General features: G+C 44.8%; 14 protein-coding genes and 1 tRNA gene. 14 read left to right on the top strand and 1 reads right to left on the bottom strand.

The genetic code is table 11. The annotated features are described in order from the left end of the window. Positions 1-37 precede the first annotated feature (37 nt). Positions 38-111 (bottom strand) — tRNA-Arg (locus tag PODO_RS24090). A gap of 279 nt (positions 112-390) precedes the next feature. Between PODO_RS24090 and PODO_RS24085 the strand changes: the two genes are divergently transcribed. The 14 genes from PODO_RS24085 to PODO_RS24020 all read left to right on the top strand — a co-directional run bounded on the left by PODO_RS24085 (position 391) and on the right by PODO_RS24020 (position 19,966). Then, on the top strand, positions 391-1,236 hold the full coding sequence (locus tag PODO_RS24085; protein ID WP_038573064.1) for a hypothetical protein: 846 nt from the start codon (positions 391-393) through the stop codon (positions 1,234-1,236). Between the two features lie 98 nt (positions 1,237-1,334). Next, a complete protein-coding gene (gene tig / locus PODO_RS24080; RefSeq protein WP_036685045.1) occupies positions 1,335-2,669 on the top strand; it encodes a trigger factor in 1,335 nt (444 codons plus the stop codon). Between the two features lie 287 nt (positions 2,670-2,956). Beyond that, positions 2,957-3,547 (top strand): ATP-dependent Clp endopeptidase proteolytic subunit ClpP, encoded by a 591-nt coding sequence (gene clpP / locus PODO_RS24075; protein WP_036685049.1) that lies wholly within the window; start codon positions 2,957-2,959, stop codon positions 3,545-3,547. A 12-nt stretch (positions 3,548-3,559) separates the two neighbouring features. Next, complete coding sequence (gene clpX / locus PODO_RS24070) at positions 3,560-4,816, top strand: ATP-dependent protease ATP-binding subunit ClpX (protein ID WP_036685052.1); 1,257 nt, start codon at positions 3,560-3,562, stop codon at positions 4,814-4,816. A 112-nt stretch (positions 4,817-4,928) separates the two neighbouring features. Beyond that, complete coding sequence (gene ispG, locus PODO_RS24065) at positions 4,929-6,056, top strand: flavodoxin-dependent (E)-4-hydroxy-3-methylbut-2-enyl-diphosphate synthase (protein WP_036685055.1); 1,128 nt, start codon at positions 4,929-4,931, stop codon at positions 6,054-6,056. A gap of 202 nt (positions 6,057-6,258) precedes the next feature. Then, positions 6,259-6,930 carry a BlaI/MecI/CopY family transcriptional regulator gene (locus tag PODO_RS24060; protein ID WP_036685058.1) on the top strand — a complete coding sequence of 224 codons (672 nt, stop codon included), beginning with the start codon at positions 6,259-6,261 and terminating at the stop codon, positions 6,928-6,930. Positions 6,931-8,523: 1,593 nt separating this feature from the next. Next, complete coding sequence (gene lonB, locus PODO_RS24055; RefSeq protein WP_038573063.1) at positions 8,524-10,233, top strand: ATP-dependent protease LonB; 1,710 nt, start codon at positions 8,524-8,526, stop codon at positions 10,231-10,233. Between the two features lie 234 nt (positions 10,234-10,467). Next, positions 10,468-12,831, top strand: a complete 2,364-nt coding sequence (lon, locus tag PODO_RS24050) for an endopeptidase La (RefSeq protein ID WP_052097284.1) — start codon at positions 10,468-10,470, stop codon at positions 12,829-12,831. A gap of 12 nt (positions 12,832-12,843) precedes the next feature. Then, positions 12,844-13,512 (top strand): ribosome biogenesis GTP-binding protein YihA/YsxC, encoded by a 669-nt coding sequence (gene yihA, locus PODO_RS24045; protein WP_036685063.1) that lies wholly within the window; start codon positions 12,844-12,846, stop codon positions 13,510-13,512. Between the two features lie 104 nt (positions 13,513-13,616). Then, on the top strand, positions 13,617-14,399 hold the full coding sequence (locus tag PODO_RS24040; protein WP_038573062.1) for a tyrosine-protein phosphatase: 783 nt from the start codon (positions 13,617-13,619) through the stop codon (positions 14,397-14,399). A 135-nt stretch (positions 14,400-14,534) separates the two neighbouring features. Further along, positions 14,535-16,526 carry an S-layer homology domain-containing protein gene (locus PODO_RS24035; protein ID WP_038573061.1) on the top strand — a complete coding sequence of 664 codons (1,992 nt, stop codon included), beginning with the start codon at positions 14,535-14,537 and terminating at the stop codon, positions 16,524-16,526. Between the two features lie 119 nt (positions 16,527-16,645). Beyond that, positions 16,646-17,425 (top strand): YveK family protein, encoded by a 780-nt coding sequence (locus PODO_RS24030; RefSeq protein WP_036685072.1) that lies wholly within the window; start codon positions 16,646-16,648, stop codon positions 17,423-17,425. Further along, positions 17,406-18,092 (top strand): CpsD/CapB family tyrosine-protein kinase, encoded by a 687-nt coding sequence (locus tag PODO_RS24025; protein ID WP_038573060.1) that lies wholly within the window; start codon positions 17,406-17,408, stop codon positions 18,090-18,092. Before PODO_RS24030 ends, PODO_RS24025 begins: the two co-directional genes overlap by 20 nt. A gap of 41 nt (positions 18,093-18,133) precedes the next feature. After that, positions 18,134-19,966, top strand: coding sequence for a polysaccharide biosynthesis protein (locus PODO_RS24020; protein ID WP_038573059.1), 1,833 nt, complete (start codon positions 18,134-18,136; stop codon positions 19,964-19,966). Positions 19,967-19,982 lie beyond the last annotated feature (16 nt).

Genomic DNA, 19,982 nt, shown 5'->3' with positions numbered 1-19,982 from the left:
GAAACAGCCTTCCCGAAGGAAGGCTGTTTCTATATGACGTCCCGGAAGGGATTCGAACCCCCGACCGTGCGCTTAGAAGGCGCATGCTCTATCCAGCTGAGCTACCGGGACATGGTTGCTGGCAGAAAAGCAAGCAGGAATTATCATATCATATGGGATGATCTTTTTCAAGCTGTTTTTTAAAAAGAGTACGGGGTATGCTATAATCTACAATTATTAAGTTTCGGAAGAAGCTTAAGGTATTAATAACTTTTATAATGGTTAGGATTCCATTCACATAAGTAGACATAAGGAGGTGCCCTCATTAAACATTCGGATTCCCCCGCCACCAAAGAGAATATCGTCCTGTTCCCCAAGACACTGGACTATTATCAAATCCAGCTGACGGTGATGCTGGAAAGTGAACGCTACGGGGAAGCGATGGAGCTGCTTCGTTTTTTGCTGCAGTGTCAAGGACAGGAAGAGCGAAATTACGAGGAATGGCGGTCCCTGCTGGAATGGCTCGAAACGGCATTTCCTTACGCGTCCCAGAATGGAGATGCGGAGGGAGCTGTTCACCCCGAAGACGAAGATTTAAGGGAAGAGGATATGGCCCGCTTTTTGGCCAAATCCAAAATGAACGAGGATGCGGGGTATCCCAAAAAGCTGCTGCAGCGGGTGATGAATGAACCTCTGTCTGAGGCGACAATACTTGCACTAGAGCAGCTATCCTATCTGGAAGGTGGCGGCGTTGACGAGGAGCTGACCACTTGGTTGCAGGGGGATAATGTTCATCCACTGCTGCAATTTCGGACCTTGCAGACGCTTAAGCGGCGTGGGATGCAGGGAACAGTGAAGCTGATTCGCGGACATGAAACGGTACTCGTAGAGATCGAGAGCGTGCCACTGCAGACGGAGGATTTTCCTCCGGAGGTGAGTCATGTGCTGGAACGGGTAGCCGAGCAGGCTGAGGTGCATGAGCCTACGCTGTATTATTTTGCACAAGAGCTCTGGGGTCAGTTCATCATGTCGATTTATGGGTCGGACGAATATCGGAAATTGCTGGAAGGCGAAGACGTTTTGCTGGATATTTGGGCAGGAGCTTTGCACCAATTTGTTTCTGAAAGTTTAAACGGCTCCCGACAAGAGGAAGAGACACGTGGAATGTATGGCATCACAGACGGCATGCGCTTTCAATTTGAGGGAGCTTATCGTGCTCTCAAGGGTTTTGTAAAGACTTCTCTACTTGATAAATAAAGTAATGTTGTATATAATATAATGGTTATTCTGTGCGTGGATTGTATCATTATTTGAAGTAAACTTGTGAACCTATATTTTGGAGGGAAAAGTATAATATGAAAGCAACATGGGAAAAAATAGAGAAGAACCTTGGAGTTCTTGAAGTAGAAGTAGACGCAGAACGCGTAACAGCAGCACTTGATAAAGCTTTTAACAAAGTCGTTAAAAAAGCTAACGTACCAGGCTTCCGTAAAGGTAAAGTACCTCGGCCGATCTTTGAATCCCGTTTTGGTGTAGAAAGCTTGTACCAAGATGCAATCGACATTCTTCTTCCTGAAGCTTACGGTGAAGCAGTTGAACAAACTGACATCTTCCCTGTAGACCGTCCTGAAGTTGATATTGAGCAATTTGCTAAAGGTCAATCCTTTATCTTCAAAGCGAAGATCACGGTTAAACCTGAAGTGAAGCTCGGCGATTACAAAGGTCTGGAAGTTCCAGTACAAAAAGCTGAAGTGACTGAAGAAGAGTTGAGTGCTGAACTTGCTCGTCTGCAAGAACGTCATGCTGAGCTTGTAGTAGTTGAAGAAGAAGCAGCAGCTAACGGCGACATCGCTGTAATCGATTTTGACGGATATGTTGATGATGTACCGTTTGAAGGCGGAAAAGCTGAACGTCACTCTCTTGAGCTTGGCAGCAACTCCTTCATTCCAGGATTCGAAGAGCAAGTGGTAGGAATGGCTACTGGAGATTTCAAAGATGTTGAAGTTACTTTCCCTGATGAATACCATGCAGAGAACCTTGCGGGTAAAAAAGCAGTATTCAAAGTGAAGCTGCACGAAATCAAACGCAAACAACTTCCTGCACTCGATGATGAGTTCGCTAAAGATGTAAGTGAATTCGAAACTTTGGATGAGTACAAAGCAGATCTGAAAGCTCAGCTCGAATCCCGTAAAGAGGAAGAACTGAAAGGCCTTCGTGAGAATGCAGTTGTTGATAAAGCAGCAGCTAACGCTGAAGTTGAAATCCCTGAAGCTATGATCAACAGTGAAGTTGAGAACATGGTTCGTGACTTCGACACTCGTCTTCGTCAACAAGGCATGAACATGGATATGTTCCTTAGCTTCTCCGGCCAAACTCGTGAAGACTTGCAGAACCAAATGAAAGGCGATGCTGAAAAACGCGTTCGCAACAACCTGGTATTGGAAGTTATCGCAAAACAAGAGAACATTGAAGTTTCCGAAGAAGAAGTTAACGAAGAGTTGGCTACTATGGCTGAAGCTTACAAACGTACTCCAGAAGAAATCCGCAGCATCTTGGCAGCTAACGGTTCACTGGGCAGTTTGAGCGAAGAGCTTTCGTTGCGTAAAACCATTGATTTCCTTGTTAGCAATAGTGTAGAAGTTGAAGCAGTAGAAGAAGCACCAGCTGCTGAAGACACTAAAGCTGAGTAGGATATTTTAAACACTACCTAGAACGGCCAAGTTACACGGCCTCCATACAGATATGATAAGGCACGTAAGTTTCGTTACGTGCCTTATTTTTATCCTCGGCCGCAAATATATGTGACTACATAGGTATCCGTATGAACGTATGGCAATAAGGTAATAGGGGTAGTAACGTCACAATTCACAAGCAGCAGACAGTCGACTGTAGTGAAAAAATGACATCGCGCCTTGAACGTGTTAAAATATTTCTGAAACGATAAGACTAATCTGTACAGAGAAAAGAGGTTGGTGGCATGAGTCTGGTACCAATGGTTGTGGAATCAACAAGTCGTGGAGAACGTTCATACGATATCTATTCCAGATTGCTCAAGGATCGCATCATTTTCTTAAGCAGTGCGATTGACGATGATGTCGCCAATCTGGTTATTGCTCAATTGCTGTTTTTGGCAGCAGATGATCCCGAGAAGGACATTCACTTGTACCTCAACTCACCCGGTGGTTCAGTAACAGCCGGCATGGGTATATACGATACGATGCAATATATCAAACCGGATGTTTCAACCATTTGTGTAGGGATGGCAGCAAGCATGGGATCGCTCCTTCTAACAGCTGGGGCTCCGGGCAAAAGATATGCGCTGACCAACAGCGAAGTTATGATTCATCAACCGCTCGGCGGTGTTCAGGGTCAAGCGTCTGATATTTGGATTCACACTGACTGGATCCTTAAGACGAAACAGAAGCTGAATCAAATCTATGTAGATCGCACAGGTCAGCCCCTTGAAAAAATCGAACGGGACACAGACCGCGATAACTTCATGAGCGCGGAAGAAGCCAAGGAATACGGGCTTATTGACCAAGTTCTTTCTTCACCGATGAAATCTTAAAGGGGTGGTTAGATGTTTAAATTTAATGATGAAAAAGGGCAATTGAAATGTTCTTTTTGCGGTAAATCACAAGAGCAGGTTCGTAAGCTTGTAGCAGGACCGGGCGTTTATATATGTGACGAATGTATCGAGCTTTGCACGGAAATTGTGGAAGAAGAGCTCGGTCATGAGGAAGAGCTTGATCTGAAGGATATTCCAAAACCAAAGGAAATTCGCGATATTTTGGATCAATATGTAATCGGTCAAGAGCAAGCGAAGAAATCTCTTTCTGTAGCGGTGTATAACCACTACAAGCGTGTGAACAGCCAAAGCAAGATCGAAGATGTTGAACTGACGAAGAGTAATATCCTTTTGCTTGGTCCAACAGGTTCTGGTAAAACCTTGTTAGCACAAACGATGGCGAAGATTATCAACGTTCCTTTTGCTATTGCAGACGCTACTTCCCTGACGGAAGCTGGTTATGTCGGCGAGGATGTTGAGAACATTCTGCTCAAACTCATTCAAGCTGCAGATTACGATGTGGAGAAAGCCGAACGCGGCATTATCTATATTGATGAAATTGATAAAGTAGCACGTAAATCCGAGAATCCGTCCATAACTCGTGACGTTTCCGGCGAAGGTGTACAGCAGGCGCTTCTGAAGATTCTGGAAGGAACTGTTGCTTCTGTGCCTCCGCAGGGCGGACGTAAGCACCCTCACCAGGAGTTTATTCAGATCGACACGACGAACATCCTGTTCATCGTTGGCGGTGCCTTTGACGGTCTGGAGCAAATGATTAAACGCCGTATCGGTAAAAAAATCATTGGCTTCAACGCAGCAGTTGAAGGACAAAAGGATCTTAAGCCTGGCGAATATTTGTCGATGGTATTGCCTGAAGATTTGCTCAAATTCGGTCTTATTCCTGAATTTGTAGGCCGTCTGCCAGTCATCTCGACTTTAGAGCCGCTTGATGAGAATACGCTTGTACGTATCCTTTCCGAGCCTAAGAATGCACTCACTAAACAATATATCAAGCTGCTGGAAATGGACAACGTAGCGTTGAAATTCGAACCATTGGCACTCGAAGCAATTGCCAAGGAAGCGATCAAACGTAATACGGGAGCCCGTGGACTGCGCGCGATTATTGAGAGCATCATGCTCGATGTGATGTATGAAGTTCCTTCACGCGATGATATTAAAGATTGTGTGATCACGGAACAGGTCGTTCAGGAGAAAGCTTTGCCTGAGCTCAACCTTAAGAAAGACAAGAAGAAAGAGGAAAGCGCGTAAGCCGCTTTTCCTTAACAATACATGTCACAGTCTCCACCTTTCTTCCGCTTATCCCGCTTCACATTAGCGGGAGCGAAGGGGTGGAGCTTTGGCGTTATGGGGGAGAAAAATCATGTTCTTGAGACACCAAACCCGTCCTGTCAATGTTGGCGGGCTCATTATTGGGGGAAACAACGAGGTTGCGATTCAAAGCATGTGTACAACCAAAACCGCTGATGTGGAGGCTACTGTAGCTGAAATATTGCGGCTTGAGGAAGCAGGCTGCCAGCTGGTACGCGTAACTGTCAACAATGAAGAGGCGGCTGCCGCAATCAAGGAGATCAAGAAACAGATTCATATCCCACTCGTAGCGGATATTCATTTCAACTATAAGCTAGCGTTGATGGCTATTGAGAACGGCATCGATAAGGTACGGATTAATCCGGGGAACATTGGTCGCCGCGAAAAGGTAGAAGCGGTAGTTAAAGCATGTAAAGAAAAAGGGATTCCGATTCGTATTGGTGTAAATGCTGGTTCTTTGGAGAATCACCTTTTGGAGAAATACGGATACCCAACCCCAGAAGCCATGGTAGAAAGTGCGTTATACCATATTGGTATTCTGGAGGAACTGGATTTCCACGACATTATCGTCTCTCTAAAAGCATCAGATGTGCCAATGGCTATCGAAGCTTACCGTCAGGCTGCGGAAGTTATTCCTTATCCACTGCACCTGGGGATTACAGAATCCGGCACGTTGTTTGCTGGTACAGTGAAAAGCTCCGCAGGTATCGGTGCACTGCTCTCAATGGGCATCGGCAGCACCCTGCGTATCTCGCTTAGTGCCGATCCGGTTGAAGAGGTTAAGGTGGCGCGTGAGCTGCTGAAGACGTTTGGTCTGATCTCTAACGCAGCGACGCTGATCTCTTGTCCGACTTGCGGACGACTGGATATCGATCTTTTCTCCATCGCTAATGAGGTGGAAGAATACATTTCGAAGCTTAAGGTGCCTATTAAAGTTTCTGTCCTTGGCTGTGCTGTTAATGGTCCTGGTGAGGCACGTGAAGCAGATATCGGTATTGCTGGCGCTCGTGGGGAAGGTTTGCTTTTCCGTTACGGACAAATGATCCGTAAAGTGCCTGAAGCAGAACTCGTAAACGAGTTGAAAAAGGAAATTGATGCGATCGTGGTGGCTTACGAGGCAACGGGCGAAATCCCAGGCCGCGCCCACGCTAACCTTGCACCTCCGGTGCAGTCGAAGTAACTTGGTCTGAATGGTATTTATAAGAATTTTCAATCTCATAATATTATAAACACTTCTTAGCATCGTATAGTAATTTTGGGTGACGTTAGGTAAGTGGTGATCTAAGTGGCGAAGAACGCCCTGTGCAGCTCCGGTAAATCTGGGGTCCATGGGGCGTTTTTTTTTGCGTTTATTTCCATTTTGGAGGAAGGGATGAGTAAACATGAACTATGATCAAGCCCATGAAAAATTTATTGCGCAGCATCTTGCAAGCAGAACGGGCGAACGGCGGGGGAGGCTAGAGAGAGGTCATGGCCACGCAGAAAAATTATTTTTGCAGAACGTCTGGTGGCCGCTTTGTGGTGACTTCAATGATCTTCATCCGGAGTATGAGGTGCTGGATTTACAGAGACGAGCTTATTTTGCTGATTTTGCTTTTTTGCCGGGGCCGATCAAGCTCTTGTTCGAGATTAAAGGGTATGCAGCTCATGTAAGAGACATGGATAGGCTGAAGTATTGTAATGAGCTAAATCGTGAAACTTTTCTGTACGGAATGGGTTATCAAGTAATTTCATTTGCTTACGATGATGTTGAACAGCGCCCTGAGTTATGTGTTACACTGCTGCGTTTGGCGTTAAGCCGCTACCAAATTTTAGATGCGCCACGTGACAGGCTGCTAATCGCTGAGAAGGAAATCATGCGTTTAGTGGTACGAAACGCTGGGATAATACGTCCTAAAGAGGTAGCTGATTATTTCACGCTAGATCCTAAAACAGTACGCATGATGCTAAAGAGTCTCTGTGAAAAAGGCTGGCTAACCCCCATAAAAAGGGGAATCGGCGTCAAAAATGTTGAGTATAAGCTGGCTCGTGATGTTCTCTATTACTGGGATTGATAATTGTAAAGGTTGATGGTTGATGGTTGATGGAGCCTATATGATGGAAGTTGTTAATATAGAAGTAAATGATGCAAAGGTTTAGCCAATGTAATTGATATAACTGGTGTAACTTATGGAGTTGTTGGTGCCATTGTAGCTGATGTAACTGGTGTAGCTGATGTAACTGGTGTAGATGACGTAGCTAATGTTGAAACGGATAAAGTAGTAAAATTGGCTGATGGAGCAGGTGTAGCTGAAGTGGTTTGATGGGGCTGATCATATAGGCGTAACAATTTTGGCCATGACTTTTGCTGAAGGTGGGGATTTGAAAAGAAGGTATGTGAGGGAGCTTGATGTGAAGTCGGTTATGAATTGAAACGCAACAATTAGGGAAATTCTCCCTGAAATAAGCCGATTATGGCTCAAAATCGAGCTTTTTAGGGAAAAACTCCCTAATAAAAGGAGCATTTCCCTCATTATGTGTGATTTTACCGATAATCAGGGAGGATTTCCCTAATTAGCAGTTGAAAGGTCGTGAATTACTGATAAATAGGGAGTATTTCCCTAATTATTTGGCTGGGTACCAATGATACTTAGATTTTGTACTAAATAGGTTGTTTCTACGAACATAGAAGATACAAACTCATACGTTCAGCAAACTAAGTTAACTCTGCGTCTTAGAGGTAGTCCCCCGAACTTAACTAACTCAGCCTCTAGAAGTAGCTCACCGTCCCCAACTGACTTAGCCTCTAAAAGTAACTCACCGTGCCCAGCTGACTTAGCCTCTAGAAGTAACTCACCGTGCCCAGCTGACTTAGCCTCTAGAAGTAGCTCACCATTCCCAGCTAACTCAGCCTCTAGAAGTAACTCACCGTGTCCAGCTGACTTAGCCTCTAGAAGTAACTCACCGTGCCCAGCTGACTTAGCCTCTAGAAGTAACTCACCGTGCCCAGCCGACTCAGCCTCTAGAAGTAACTCACCGTGCCCAGCTGACTCAGCCTCTAGAAGTAGCTCACCGTCCCCAACTGACTTAGCCTCTAAAAGTAACTCACCGTGCCCAGCTGACTTAGTTTCTAGAGTAACTCAGCTTCTAAAAGTACCTCAACGAACTCAACTAACTAACATCTACAGGAAACTCCCAACTCCCTCACCTTTAGCGGTACAGTCGCAGAACTAGGTTCCTCACCCCCACATAGCACCGATCTCGATCCTCAGTTACTAAGTATGGCGATTCCTCCTAACACTACAGTTCCTCAAATCCCCTTTCCACTAATCTCTCCATCATTCACCATCATTCACCATCATTCACCATCATTAACCTTCATTCCTCTTCATCCCTCCTTTACTTCCGCACTCCTCCGCATTTCTCCGCATTCCTTCTTCTCCAATCTCCTTTCTAACCACCTCAACAATCTCCTTTTTAAAATTTACATAAGCTACATTTGCACTCCCCACACTCATTATTGCCCTTATAGTTAATTATCAGAGTCTATCCTACTGCAACAATTCAACAAATCCGCAAATTCGCGTTTACTAATTACCGAAACGGCTATACTACCTAATAGTAGCCAAGGGTGGAAAGGTAGACTGAACGAAACAGGAGGATGACCTATGGAATTAAGTATAGTTGTGATGATCGTGCAGCTCTTTTTCGCGCTGGTTATCGGCGTATACTTTTGGAATCTGCTGCGGGGTCAGAAGACAAATAAGACAGCGGTAGAACGAGAGTCGCGCAAGGAACTGGACAAGTTACGGAAAATGCGGATGATTACATTAACTAAACCATTGTCGGAGAAAACACGTCCGGCTTCTATTGGAGATATTGTCGGGCAAAAAGATGGGCTGCGCGCCCTGAAAGCCGCACTTTGCAGCGCTAATCCGCAGCATGTGATTATTTATGGTCCGCCGGGAGTGGGCAAGACTGCGGCAGCGCGTGTTGTCATGGAAGAGGCGAAAAAGAATGTGCTTTCTCCTTTTAAAAGTGACGCTAAATTTACAGAGATTGACGCCACTACCGCTCGTTTTGATGAGCGTGGTATTGCTGACCCGTTGATCGGCTCTGTGCATGATCCTATTTATCAAGGTGCAGGGGCCATGGGTGTGGCGGGTGTGCCACAGCCGAAGCCGGGAGCGGTCACTAAGGCGCATGGCGGGATTCTTTTTCTGGATGAGATAGGAGAGCTTCACCCTATTCAGATGAATAAGCTGCTTAAAGTGCTTGAGGACCGGAAGGTCCTGCTAGAGAGCGCTTATTATAATTCGGAGGATAATAATACTCCGGCTTATATTCATGATATTTTTCAAAATGGATTGCCTGCTGATTTCCGGCTAGTTGGCGCTACTACGCGCTCTCCGGATGAGATTTCACCTGCGCTGCGTTCGCGCTGCATGGAGATTTATTTCCGCCCGCTGCTGCCGGATGAGATTGCCGTCATCGCGCGTGACGCGATACAGAAAATCGGGCTTAAACCAAGTCCGGAAGCAGTCACTGTGGTGCAACAGTATGCAACCAACGGCCGGGAGGCAGTTAATATGATTCAGTTGGCTGCCGGATTAGCTTTAACTGAGCAGAGAGATACACTAAATGCTGCTGATGTGGAATGGGTGGCAGGCAGCAGCCAGCTTCCTCTACGTACGGAACGCAAGATTCCTTCCGCGCCACAGATTGGATTAGTAAACGGTCTTGCTGTGTATGGGCCAGGGATGGGTACTCTGCTCGAAATCGAAGTTTCCGCAGCACCTGCTGTGAACGGCCAAGGCAGATTGAACGTGACCGGTGTGGTGGATGAAGAAGAGATCGGTGGAGGCTCCCGCACGATTCGGCGAAAAAGTATGGCAAAGGGCTCGGTTGAGAATGTATTGACTGTACTACGTACGATGAATCTGGAGCCCGATCGTTATGATCTACATGTAAATTTCCCAGGTGGTACACCGATTGACGGACCTTCGGCAGGGGTGGCGATGGCAGTAGCAATCGTCTCTGCTATTCGTGGACTTCCCGTGGATAACACGGTAGCGATCACAGGCGAGATAGGCATCCACGGTCGAGTTAAGCCAGTGGGTGGTGTAATCGCCAAAGTAGAAGCTGCTTTTCAAGCTGGAGCCACTACAGTGCTTATTCCAAAAGAAAACTGGCAGTCTCTCTTCGCTGACCTCGCGCCATTACGCGTTATTCCAATGGAAACAGTAGAAGAGGTGTTCCGTCATCTGTTCGGTGCCGATACAGCTGATGTAAGGTTGCCTGCGGTTGCTGGAGAGTTGTTCTCCGCTGCACCTTCACTCCTAAAGGCCGATGCCGCTGGTGAATCTGCAAAGGGTTAAACTAAATTGATCCCTAATTCGAAGAATAAGGTGAGATTTGTCGCTGTAAAATAAAGGAGGCTGCAGGCAATTCTGCTGCTTCCTTTTTAAATGCTATAAGAGATGTTGTCTCTATTTAAGGAAAAGCAAGTCGGTTCTTCTTGAAATCTAAGGACTCTGTTGGTGTTTTGGGGCTGCTTTTGTTAGAATGAATGCATATGAGATTAATTGAGAGCCATGGGAGGTGCGAAAGCGATGATGACAAATAAAACAAAAGGTCGTCGTTTTCCTTTATTGCCGCTAAGAGGGCTTCTTGTGTACCCAAGCATGGTTCTTCACTTGGATGTGGGCCGTGAGAAGTCAGTTCGGGCGCTAGAGAAAGCTATGGTTGAAGATAATTTGATTCTTCTTTGTTCCCAGTCGGAAGTGAATATTGAAGAGCCAGGTCAGGACGATATTTTTCGGGTCGGTACTGTCGCCAATGTGCGGCAAATGCTGAAGCTTCCAAACGGTACGATACGTGTACTGGTTGAAGGTGTAGAACGGGCCGAAATTATTAATTATATCGATAATGATGAGTACTATGAGGTTATGGCGCGTGAGCTGCCGGAAGATGAAGATAGCAATCAAGAATGTGACGCGCTGATGCGTACAGTACTCAATCAGTTCGAACACTATATTACGTTATCCAAAAAAGTGACCCCAGAGACCCTCGCTGCTGTATCCGATATAGAAGAGCCTGGTCGACTTGCGGATGTCATTACGAGTCATTTATCGCTAAAAATTAAGGATAAGCAAGAAATTCTTGAGACGATTGATGTTAGTAAACGGCTGGAGAAGCTTCTTGATATTCTTAATAATGAGCGTGAAGTACTGGAGCTTGAACGTAAGATCAATCAACGTGTCAAAAAGCAGATGGAAAAGACGCAGAAGGAATATTATTTGCGTGAGCAAATGAAAGCGATCCAGAAAGAGCTCGGCGAGAAGGAAGGCCGGGTAGGAGAAGCGGAAGAGCTGCGGACGCTAATGGAAGAGAAAAATGTTCCGGAACGCGTGAAAGAAAAGATGGAGAAAGAAATCGATCGTCTGGAAAAAATGCCAGTCAGCTCTGCGGAAGGCGGCGTCATTCGCAACTATGTAGATTGGCTGCTCAGTCTCCCTTGGAGTGAACAGACAGAGGATGATCTTGACATCAAAAAGGCCGAGCAGGTACTTGATGAGGATCACTACGGTTTGGAAAAACCAAAGGAACGGGTATTGGAATATTTGGCCGTTCAGCAGCTGGTTAAGAAGCTTAAGGGTCCTATTCTATGTCTTGTAGGTCCTCCAGGTGTGGGCAAAACCTCACTGGCTCGTTCCATCGCCCGTTCGCTCAACCGCAAGTTCGTCCGTATCTCGTTAGGCGGTGTACGTGATGAGGCGGAGATTCGAGGTCATCGCCGGACTTATGTAGGTGCGATGCCGGGTCGGATTATCCAAGGCATGAAGACGGCGGGTACGATTAATCCGGTTATCCTATTGGATGAAATCGATAAGATGGCTGCGGATTTCCGTGGAGATCCATCTTCAGCGCTGCTTGAGGTACTGGATCCAGAACAAAACAACACGTTTAGTGATCATTTTGTAGAACTGCCGTTCGACTTGTCGAACGTAATGTTTGTAACAACAGCGAACGTAGTGCATAATATTCCGCGTCCTTTGCTGGATCGGATGGAAATGCTGTTCATTCCAGGTTATACGGAACTGGAGAAACTGCAAATCGGCAGCCGTTATCTATTGCCTAAGCAGAAGAAAAACCACGGTCTTGCAGAAGATCAACTGATTATCGAAGACGATAGCTTATTACGCATTGTCCGCGAATATACCCGTGAATCCGGTGTGCGTAATTTGGAGCAGCAGATTGCAGCATTATGCCGCAAAGCTGCGAAACAAATCGTGTCTGAGGAAAAAGAGAAAGTGATTATTCTTCCTGACGACATCAAGGATTATCTTGGGGCTTCCAAATATCGTTACGGTATGGCCGAGCTTGAAGATCAGATTGGTACCGTCACTGGGTTGGCTTGGACTGAGGTCGGTGGGGATACACTGCTGATCGAAGTTACGGTTGTGCAGGGAACAGGTAAACTAACTCTTACTGGACAGCTGGGCGATGTAATGAAGGAGTCGGCACAGGCCGCATTCAGCTATACTCGTTCGAAGGCGGAGGAGCTGGGGCTCCAGCCCGATTTTTATGAGAAGATTGATATTCATATCCATATCCCGGAAGGTGCAATTCCGAAGGATGGTCCGTCTGCAGGGATTACGATTGCAACCGCATTGATCTCCGCGCTCACGAAACGTTATGTTTCCAAGGATGTGGCGATGACAGGTGAAATCACCTTGCGGGGACGTGTACTGCCAATTGGTGGATTGAAAGAGAAATCTCTTGCCGCTCACCGAGCTGGATATAAAAAGATCCTTCTTCCCAAAGACAATGAACGGGATTTGAAAGATATTCCTGAGAGCGTACGTAATGATGTTGAGTTCGTACCGGTATCTAATATGGATCAGGTCTTGCATCATGCGTTAGTTGAGCATCATAATGAAATTAGCAGTGAGCCACCGAGTAGTGTGCATTAGAAAGGAAGTCCTATGAAAGTTAATATTGCCGAATTTATTATCAGTGCCGTTGGCCCTGATCAGTACCCTGATGATTCCTTGCCAGAGGTTGCTCTGGCAGGGCGTTCCAATGTGGGGAAGTCTTCCCTCATTAACCGAATGATTAACCGTAAGAATCTGGCTCGGACAAGCTCCACGCCTGGTAAGACACAACACATGAACTATTACCGTATCAATGAAGACAGCATGTATTTTGTTGACTTTCCAGGTTACGGGTATGCCAAGGTTTCCAAGACGCAACGCGCGGTGTGGGGTAAAATGGTTGAGAAATACCTCTCTGAGCGCGATACGTTGAAGCTTGTTCTGCTTATTGTGGACCTGCGGCATTCACCTACCAGCAATGATAAGATGATGTTCGACTGGTTGAAGCATTATGATCTTCCTATGTGTGTTGTAGCGACCAAAGCGGATAAAATTCCTAAGACACGCTGGCAAAAGCATATCAAGACCATGAAGCAGGAGCTGGGCGTGCTGCCAGGGGATAATTTTATTCCATTCTCCTCGGAAATTGGTCTCGGCAAAGATGAGCTTTGGGGCTTAATCGATGGGTATATTCGCCCTTCTGAGAATGAATCTCCGGATTCAGAGGATGCTGAAATGATAGCAAATGAATCTCAGCAAGAGGAGTCAACCGAAGCGTAAGATATGAACTCATTTACAATCAAGCAACCATTCCTAGTGGGAATGGTTGTATTTTTTTGTTGATAAAACTAAAATTTCTATGGAAAAGGACCGATAGATAACATATGATAGATATTCACTGCCACATCTTACCCTTTTTGGATGACGGAGCCTCTGATTGGGAAGCTGCTCTTGCCATGGCGCAAGACGCCCACAGAGAAGGGATTACTTCAGTCATCGCCACGCCACATCACGCCAACGGTCAATATATGAATAACGCCCCCAAGATTAGAGAAGCTGTGGAGCTGATGAACGAAAGACTTCGTCAGGCTGGTAATCCACTGCTTGTTCTTCCAGGTCAAGAGATCCGTATCTACGGGGATCTGCTGAATGATCTGGAGCGGGGGGAACTGCTGAGTCTTGCAGATTCGCGGTATATTTTACTGGAAATGCCTTCTTCACGAGTACCACGTAACATGGAAGAAATCTGCCACGAGCTGATCATTCAAGGGTTCGTTCCGGTCATCGCCCATCCGGAGCGCAATGCTGAAATAGCTGCTGATCCTTCTAAACTAGAGAGATTGATAGAGCTAGGATCACTTGGGCAGGTAACCGCACAGAGTCTTGCAGGCGTTTTCGGGAATAAGCTACAGAAATTGTCGCTGGAGCTATGCCGTAGAAATGCAGTACATGTGTTGGCCTCTGATGCACATGACAGTGTTCATCGTCCTTTTGGATTAAACGCTGCTTATGTGGTTATGGAGAAAGAATTAGGCCCTGAGCTGCGTGACTATGTTCGCGGCAATGCTCAGCAAATTATGACTAATGGCGAGGTTATTCATGGAAAACACGTACAAACAAGGGGAAACCGACAAAAATTGTTTGGATTTTTTTTCCGAAAGGGCTGACTAATCTACCTAATAGTGGTAGAATGGGTTTTATTGGGTGATTTAATGCTATACGTAATAGCGTAGCATTTGGGCGAATTGTTCTAGGTCTATGGTAGTACAGTATTTTAATACATAAGAAGAGGTGGATATTTAGTGACTTTGAAAAAGAAACTAGTAGTATCAACATTAGCAGCAAGTATGGTAGCAGCATCCGTAGCGGGTCTTCCGTTGGGAAGCCTTGGAGCAGTAGGCACAGCATCTGCGGCTACAGTTAGTAGCAGTGCAGCAGTTAAGGATAAGGTTCTTGCTGTTTACAAACAATTGACCGCAACAGATGCAGTTTATCTCTACAATTTGAAGACTGAGGTTGCAGCACTGAGTGAGAAAGAATTTACAGAAATTTTTGCTCCAGTACTGAACAAGCTTTCACTGGATGGAGAAGAAACAAAAACATCACTTAAATTGTTCCAAAGCGTTACTAGTGTAGTCTACGACGTCTATGGCAATGATTTCTCCGGAATCCAAGTGATCCGTAACGATGACAAAAACATTGCTTTGGTAAGCAAAATTGCAGCTAAAGCGGGTGTGTCTGGACTTACTGTTGATAGTGTTGCTGAATTCTTGAGCAGTATTGAAACAGAACTTCGTGATCTGGTAAGCAGCAAGTCCACTTCAGATTTGTTGGCAATTCTCACATCCGAATCCGGTTACGATACTTTGCTGAATGAAGCTATTGCGAAAGTATTGAGCCATACAACAGGAACAGGAGCACTCACAGTAAGTCAAGCGTTGGACAAGCTTGGAGTTACTGCTAGTGATGTGAAAGAAACACTGAAAAACCTGAACAATAATATTAAATCCGCGAAACCTGCGGCGAAATCACTTGCATTTGCTTATATTAAAGCCTACGGAATAGGCGATAATGGCAACGGTAATGGCAACGGCAATGGTAATGGTAGTAGTGGAAGCGGGAATGGAAGTGTTACAACGCCTGTAGCTCCTGTTCAAACTCCAGGAATCTATGACGTATCTAAGCTCGTAAGCATTGTTGACGGTAAAGCAACCTTGAAATTGGTTGATGCTGATGTAATTAAAGAATTTGATAAACTAGTTGCAGCGAACCCTGGTAAAACTGGTCTTACTTTGACCCTGAATCTGGGAACAGTAAACGCTACTACAGTTGAAGTTCCACTTTCCCAAGCCATTATTGAAGCTGCAAAAGCTAAAGGTATTGCGAATATCGCCGTTACTTTCAACGGTGTAACTGTAACGATTCCTGTAAGCCAATTCAGCACAGCGATTTCATTGACAGTAACTACAGCTAAACCAGAAGTTGTAACTTCCGTTACCAAGCTGAAATTGGCTTCGGATGTGTATGAATTCACACTTAGTGTGAACGGTGTAGTACAAAGCACATTTAAACAACCAATTACTATCAAATTGCCACTTAAGAATACTGATGGTCTTGATAAAGAATTGCTTTCCGTTGGTAAACTTGTATACGGCGACCTGCAATTCCAAGGTGGAGTTCTTGATGGAGATTTCATCGTAGAACCACGTGATACATTCTCTTCTTACGCAGTACTTGAGAATAAAGTCTCCTTTAATGATATTGCTGCTGTACAAGCATGGGCTGGTAGACAAATTCAAGTCGTAGCTGCTAAAGGTGCGATTGAAGGAGTCGGAGCAGGTAAATTTGCACCGAAGAGCAACGTAACTCGTGCTGAGTTCTCCAAAATGCTGATTCGTGCGCTTAACCTGGAAAACAACTCTGCTGTACAAAGCTTTAGCGATGTAAGTTCAACTGCTTGGTATGCACCATATGTAGCAGTTGCAGCAGAAAAAGGGATTATTACTGGACGCAGTGCGGCCAAATTTGATCCTAATGCAACTATTACACGTGCAGAAATGGCAACAATGATCTCCCGTGCGTTGAAATCTATCAATCCTGATGCAAAAACCGATTCTACTGCAATCAGCAAATTCTCTGATGCTGCTAAGATCAGTGCATCCCTAAGAGATGGCGTAGCGTTTGCAGCAAGCCACAACCTGGTTATCGGAAATGCTGGCAAGTTCAACCCGAACGATACAGCTACCCGTGCTGAAGCAGCAGTAATTATCTACCGTACTATTAACTTCAAGTAAATAAAACTTATAGTATACAGCCTCCTCTCATGTAGGTGAGAGGAGGCGATTTTTTTGCAAATAGGGAAGATTTGAACAGGCATCGAAATATTTCAGAAATAGCTTGGGGGTAATTTCACTTGTCATCACAAGAATTGGATCTTCGCGATTATTTTCAGATCGTCAGGAAGAGACTATGGCTCATTTTCAGCATAGTTGTATTGGTGTGCGGTATTGCTGGTGTATATAGTCTGTATATTAAAAACCCGGTATATGAGGCATCCACGAAGATTATCGTTAACCAAACACCAACGCAGTCAGCGGTGGGGCAGCTTGATTTAAACCAGATTAATACCAATATTCAATTAATTAATACGTATAAGGAAATTATTAAGACTCCGGCCATCCTTGATATTGTTACAAAGGATTATCCGCAATTCAATATCACTGCGGAAGAGCTATTAAAAAAGGTTAATGTGAGTTCCGTAAATAATACGCAGGTGATGACACTTGTCGTTCGAGATAATTCTTATCAGCGGGCTGCTGAAATCGTGAATGCCATTTCACTTGTGTTCAAGGAAGAAATTCCAAGTCTATTTAATGTGGAAAATGTATCGATTCTGAATGAAGCTAAAGTGAATCCAACTGTTGAGCCACGGCCGGTAGAACCAAATGTTTTACTGAACATGGCTATTGCTTTTATCGTCTCTTTGATGATTGGATTAGGGATTGCCTTCCTGCTGGAATATATGGATGACACCCTGAAGACAGAAGCTGATATTGAGAAGTATCTTGGTTTGCCTACCATAGCTATGATTACAAGATTGGGTCAAGATGAAAGCAAGCAAGGTGCCGCACAAACACAGAAACAATCATCCAGAAAGGCGGGGGACCTCGAACATGTCACAGCTTCCAAATAAACAACGCCATCTGATCACCGTTACGAACCCACGCTCTCCTGTCTCTGAAGCGTTTCGCGCATTGCGCACGAATATTGATTTTTCTTCTGTAGATCAGACTATTCAAGTGATTATGGTCACTTCATCCGGACCGGAAGAAGGTAAATCTACGGTATCTGCTAACCTGGCGGCAGCTTACGCACAAGCAGATAAAAGAGTGTTGTTGATTGATGCCGATTTGCGGAAGCCGACGGCACATAAGACATTTACATTAAGTAACCGTTTTGGTTTATCCTCCCTGCTGTCTCAACAGGCAGTTCTTGAGGACACTGTCCAAGACTCTGGCGTTAATAATCTTTCAATTATGACCTCTGGACCAATCCCGCCTAACCCGGCTGAAATGATGGCATCTAATCGGATGAGCACTCTTTTACAGGATTTGCGTCAGCGGTATGATGTCATTCTTATTGATACTCCACCATTATTAGCGGTTACGGATGCACAAATTGTGGCCTCGAAGAGTGATGGCGTTATTATGGTTGTCAGCTATGGTAAGGTAAAACGCGATATCGCAGTAAAAGCTAAAACTAATCTAGATCGTGTAGGTGCAAAAATGCTCGGCGTTGTTCTCAATAATGTAAAACGTAAAGCTAGTGAAGGGTACTATTACTACTACTATGGAAATTGATTTATTCATAATTAAAAATGTTATTTTTGGAGGCACTGAAAATGACAGCGAAATCTAGAGTGATTCTTTTATTCTTCATTGATCTTGCGATCATTTGGTTCAGTATTGTGACATCTTATTTGTTTCGGTACCCTAACCATGCTCTTCAGGAATACGTTGTACAGATGCTGCAATTTGGTTTGATTGCAACATTTGCATTTGGTGGAAGCCTTATATACTTCGGTCTTTACCGAAGAATGTGGCAATATGCCAGCATCGGTGAAATTATATCGGTTTCTAAAGCTATTGTAGTAGGGTCTTTATTTTCATTTGCACTGGCATATCTAATTTTGCCGGATAGAGTACCTCTTGCCATAGAAGTTCGGTCGATGGAGACTATTCTTTTATTAGTAGGTGGAGTCCGATTTTTGTGGAGAGTACTTCATAATGATCGAATCAATTACAAAGACACTAAGACCCATACACTAATTGTAGGTGCTGGTGATTGTGGGATATTAATTGCTCGGGAAATGATGGGACCCTCTTTTGCTCATACCAAATTAGTTGGTTTCATTGATGATAATGCGAATAAATACCATATGTACATTATGGGTGTTCCTGTAATTGGAAATCGTTATGCAATCCCAGCTATTGTGAAAGAAAGAGAAATTCATGAGATAATCATCGCCATGCCCTCTGTTTCACGTACTGAGATTTCTGAAATTATTAATCTTGCCAAAAAGACTGGAGCAAAGCTGAAGATTATACCGGCTCTTAATGATCTGATCGCTGGAAAAATATCAGTTAAGAAACTTCGGGATGTTAGCGTAGAAGATTTATTAGGTCGTGAGCCGATCGTAGCTGATTTGAACAGTATTTTAGGTTATGTACATCATAAGACGGTGTTAGTTACGGGGGCTGGCGGCTCTATTGGTTCAGAGTTATGCCGGCAGATTGCTCCTTTTGGTCCGGACAAGCTAATGTTACTTGGACACGGTGAGAACAGTATTTACACGATTGAAATGGAGCTTCGTAAGAGTTTTCCAGAGTTAAACATTGTGACTGTGATAGCAGATGTACAGGATCGTAGTCGAATGATGGACATATTCAGTGGCCATAGACCGCATGTAGTCTTTCACGCAGCAGCACATAAACACGTTCCTTTAATGGAGCGTAATCCTTCGGAAGCTATTAAAAATAATGTTTTCGGCACCAAAAATGTTGCGGATTGTGCAGATAAATATGGTGCCGAGAGATTCGTAATGATCTCTTCTGATAAGGCGGTTAACCCAACCAGTGTGATGGGTGCCACTAAGCGGATTGCGGAAATGTATGTGCAGAGCCTGCACACTACAAGTCAAACGAAGTTCTCTGCTGTGCGTTTCGGAAATGTTCTTGGCAGTCGCGGCAGTGTAATTCCAGCCTTTAAGCAACAGATCGCTGCCGGAGGTCCAGTCACTGTCACTCATCCAGAAATGGTGCGTTATTTCATGACGATTCCGGAAGCTGTTCAGCTTGTCATCCAATCTGGTTCTTTCGCCAAAGGCGGAGAAGTGTTCATTCTGGATATGGGAGAGCCGGTTAAGATTCTAACGTTGGCGGAAGACTTAATTACGCTCTCTGGATATGAACCCTATAAGGACATTGATATTCATTTCTCCGGTATTCGTGAGGGTGAGAAGTTATATGAAGAGTTGCTTACAGATGAAGAGAATTTAGGCTCTACCGATCATGGAAGAATCTTTATCGGTAAACCTAATGTCATAAGTCTGAACCAGTTAGAACTGGAGTTTAAACGTTTGGAACGTGTTCTCGCTGAGGAACCAGAAGTCATCCGCGAAATAATCAATCAGATTGTACCAATGCAGCCCGTTGCCCAAGTTGCTATTAGCTAACTATTCATAAAGGGGG

The sequence above is a fragment of the Paenibacillus odorifer genome, from assembly GCF_000758725.1.
GTDB lineage: Bacteria > Bacillota > Bacilli > Paenibacillales > Paenibacillaceae > Paenibacillus_AQ > Paenibacillus_AQ odorifer.
Note: the sequence above shows the minus strand (reverse complement) of the source record. Positions and strands in the feature narration are given on the sequence as shown.

Bases quoted from the DNA above. Each gene is read 5' to 3' on its own strand.
- PODO_RS24085 (WP_038573064.1), top strand. From the start codon at position 391: ATGCTGGAAAGTGAACGCTACGGGGAAGCGATGGAGCTGCTTCGTTTT.
- tig (WP_036685045.1), top strand. From the start codon at position 1,335: ATGAAAGCAACATGGGAAAAAATAGAGAAGAACCTTGGAGTTCTTGAA.
- clpP (WP_036685049.1), top strand. From the start codon at position 2,957: ATGAGTCTGGTACCAATGGTTGTGGAATCAACAAGTCGTGGAGAACGT.
- clpX (WP_036685052.1), top strand. From the start codon at position 3,560: ATGTTTAAATTTAATGATGAAAAAGGGCAATTGAAATGTTCTTTTTGC.
- ispG (WP_036685055.1), top strand. From the start codon at position 4,929: ATGTTCTTGAGACACCAAACCCGTCCTGTCAATGTTGGCGGGCTCATT.
- PODO_RS24060 (WP_036685058.1), top strand. From the start codon at position 6,259: ATGAACTATGATCAAGCCCATGAAAAATTTATTGCGCAGCATCTTGCA.
- lonB (WP_038573063.1), top strand. From the start codon at position 8,524: ATGGAATTAAGTATAGTTGTGATGATCGTGCAGCTCTTTTTCGCGCTG.
- lon (WP_052097284.1), top strand. From the start codon at position 10,468: ATGATGACAAATAAAACAAAAGGTCGTCGTTTTCCTTTATTGCCGCTA.
- yihA (WP_036685063.1), top strand. From the start codon at position 12,844: ATGAAAGTTAATATTGCCGAATTTATTATCAGTGCCGTTGGCCCTGAT.
- PODO_RS24040 (WP_038573062.1), top strand. From the start codon at position 13,617: ATGATAGATATTCACTGCCACATCTTACCCTTTTTGGATGACGGAGCC.
- PODO_RS24025 (WP_038573060.1), top strand. From the start codon at position 17,406: ATGTCACAGCTTCCAAATAAACAACGCCATCTGATCACCGTTACGAAC.
- PODO_RS24020 (WP_038573059.1), top strand. From the start codon at position 18,134: ATGACAGCGAAATCTAGAGTGATTCTTTTATTCTTCATTGATCTTGCG.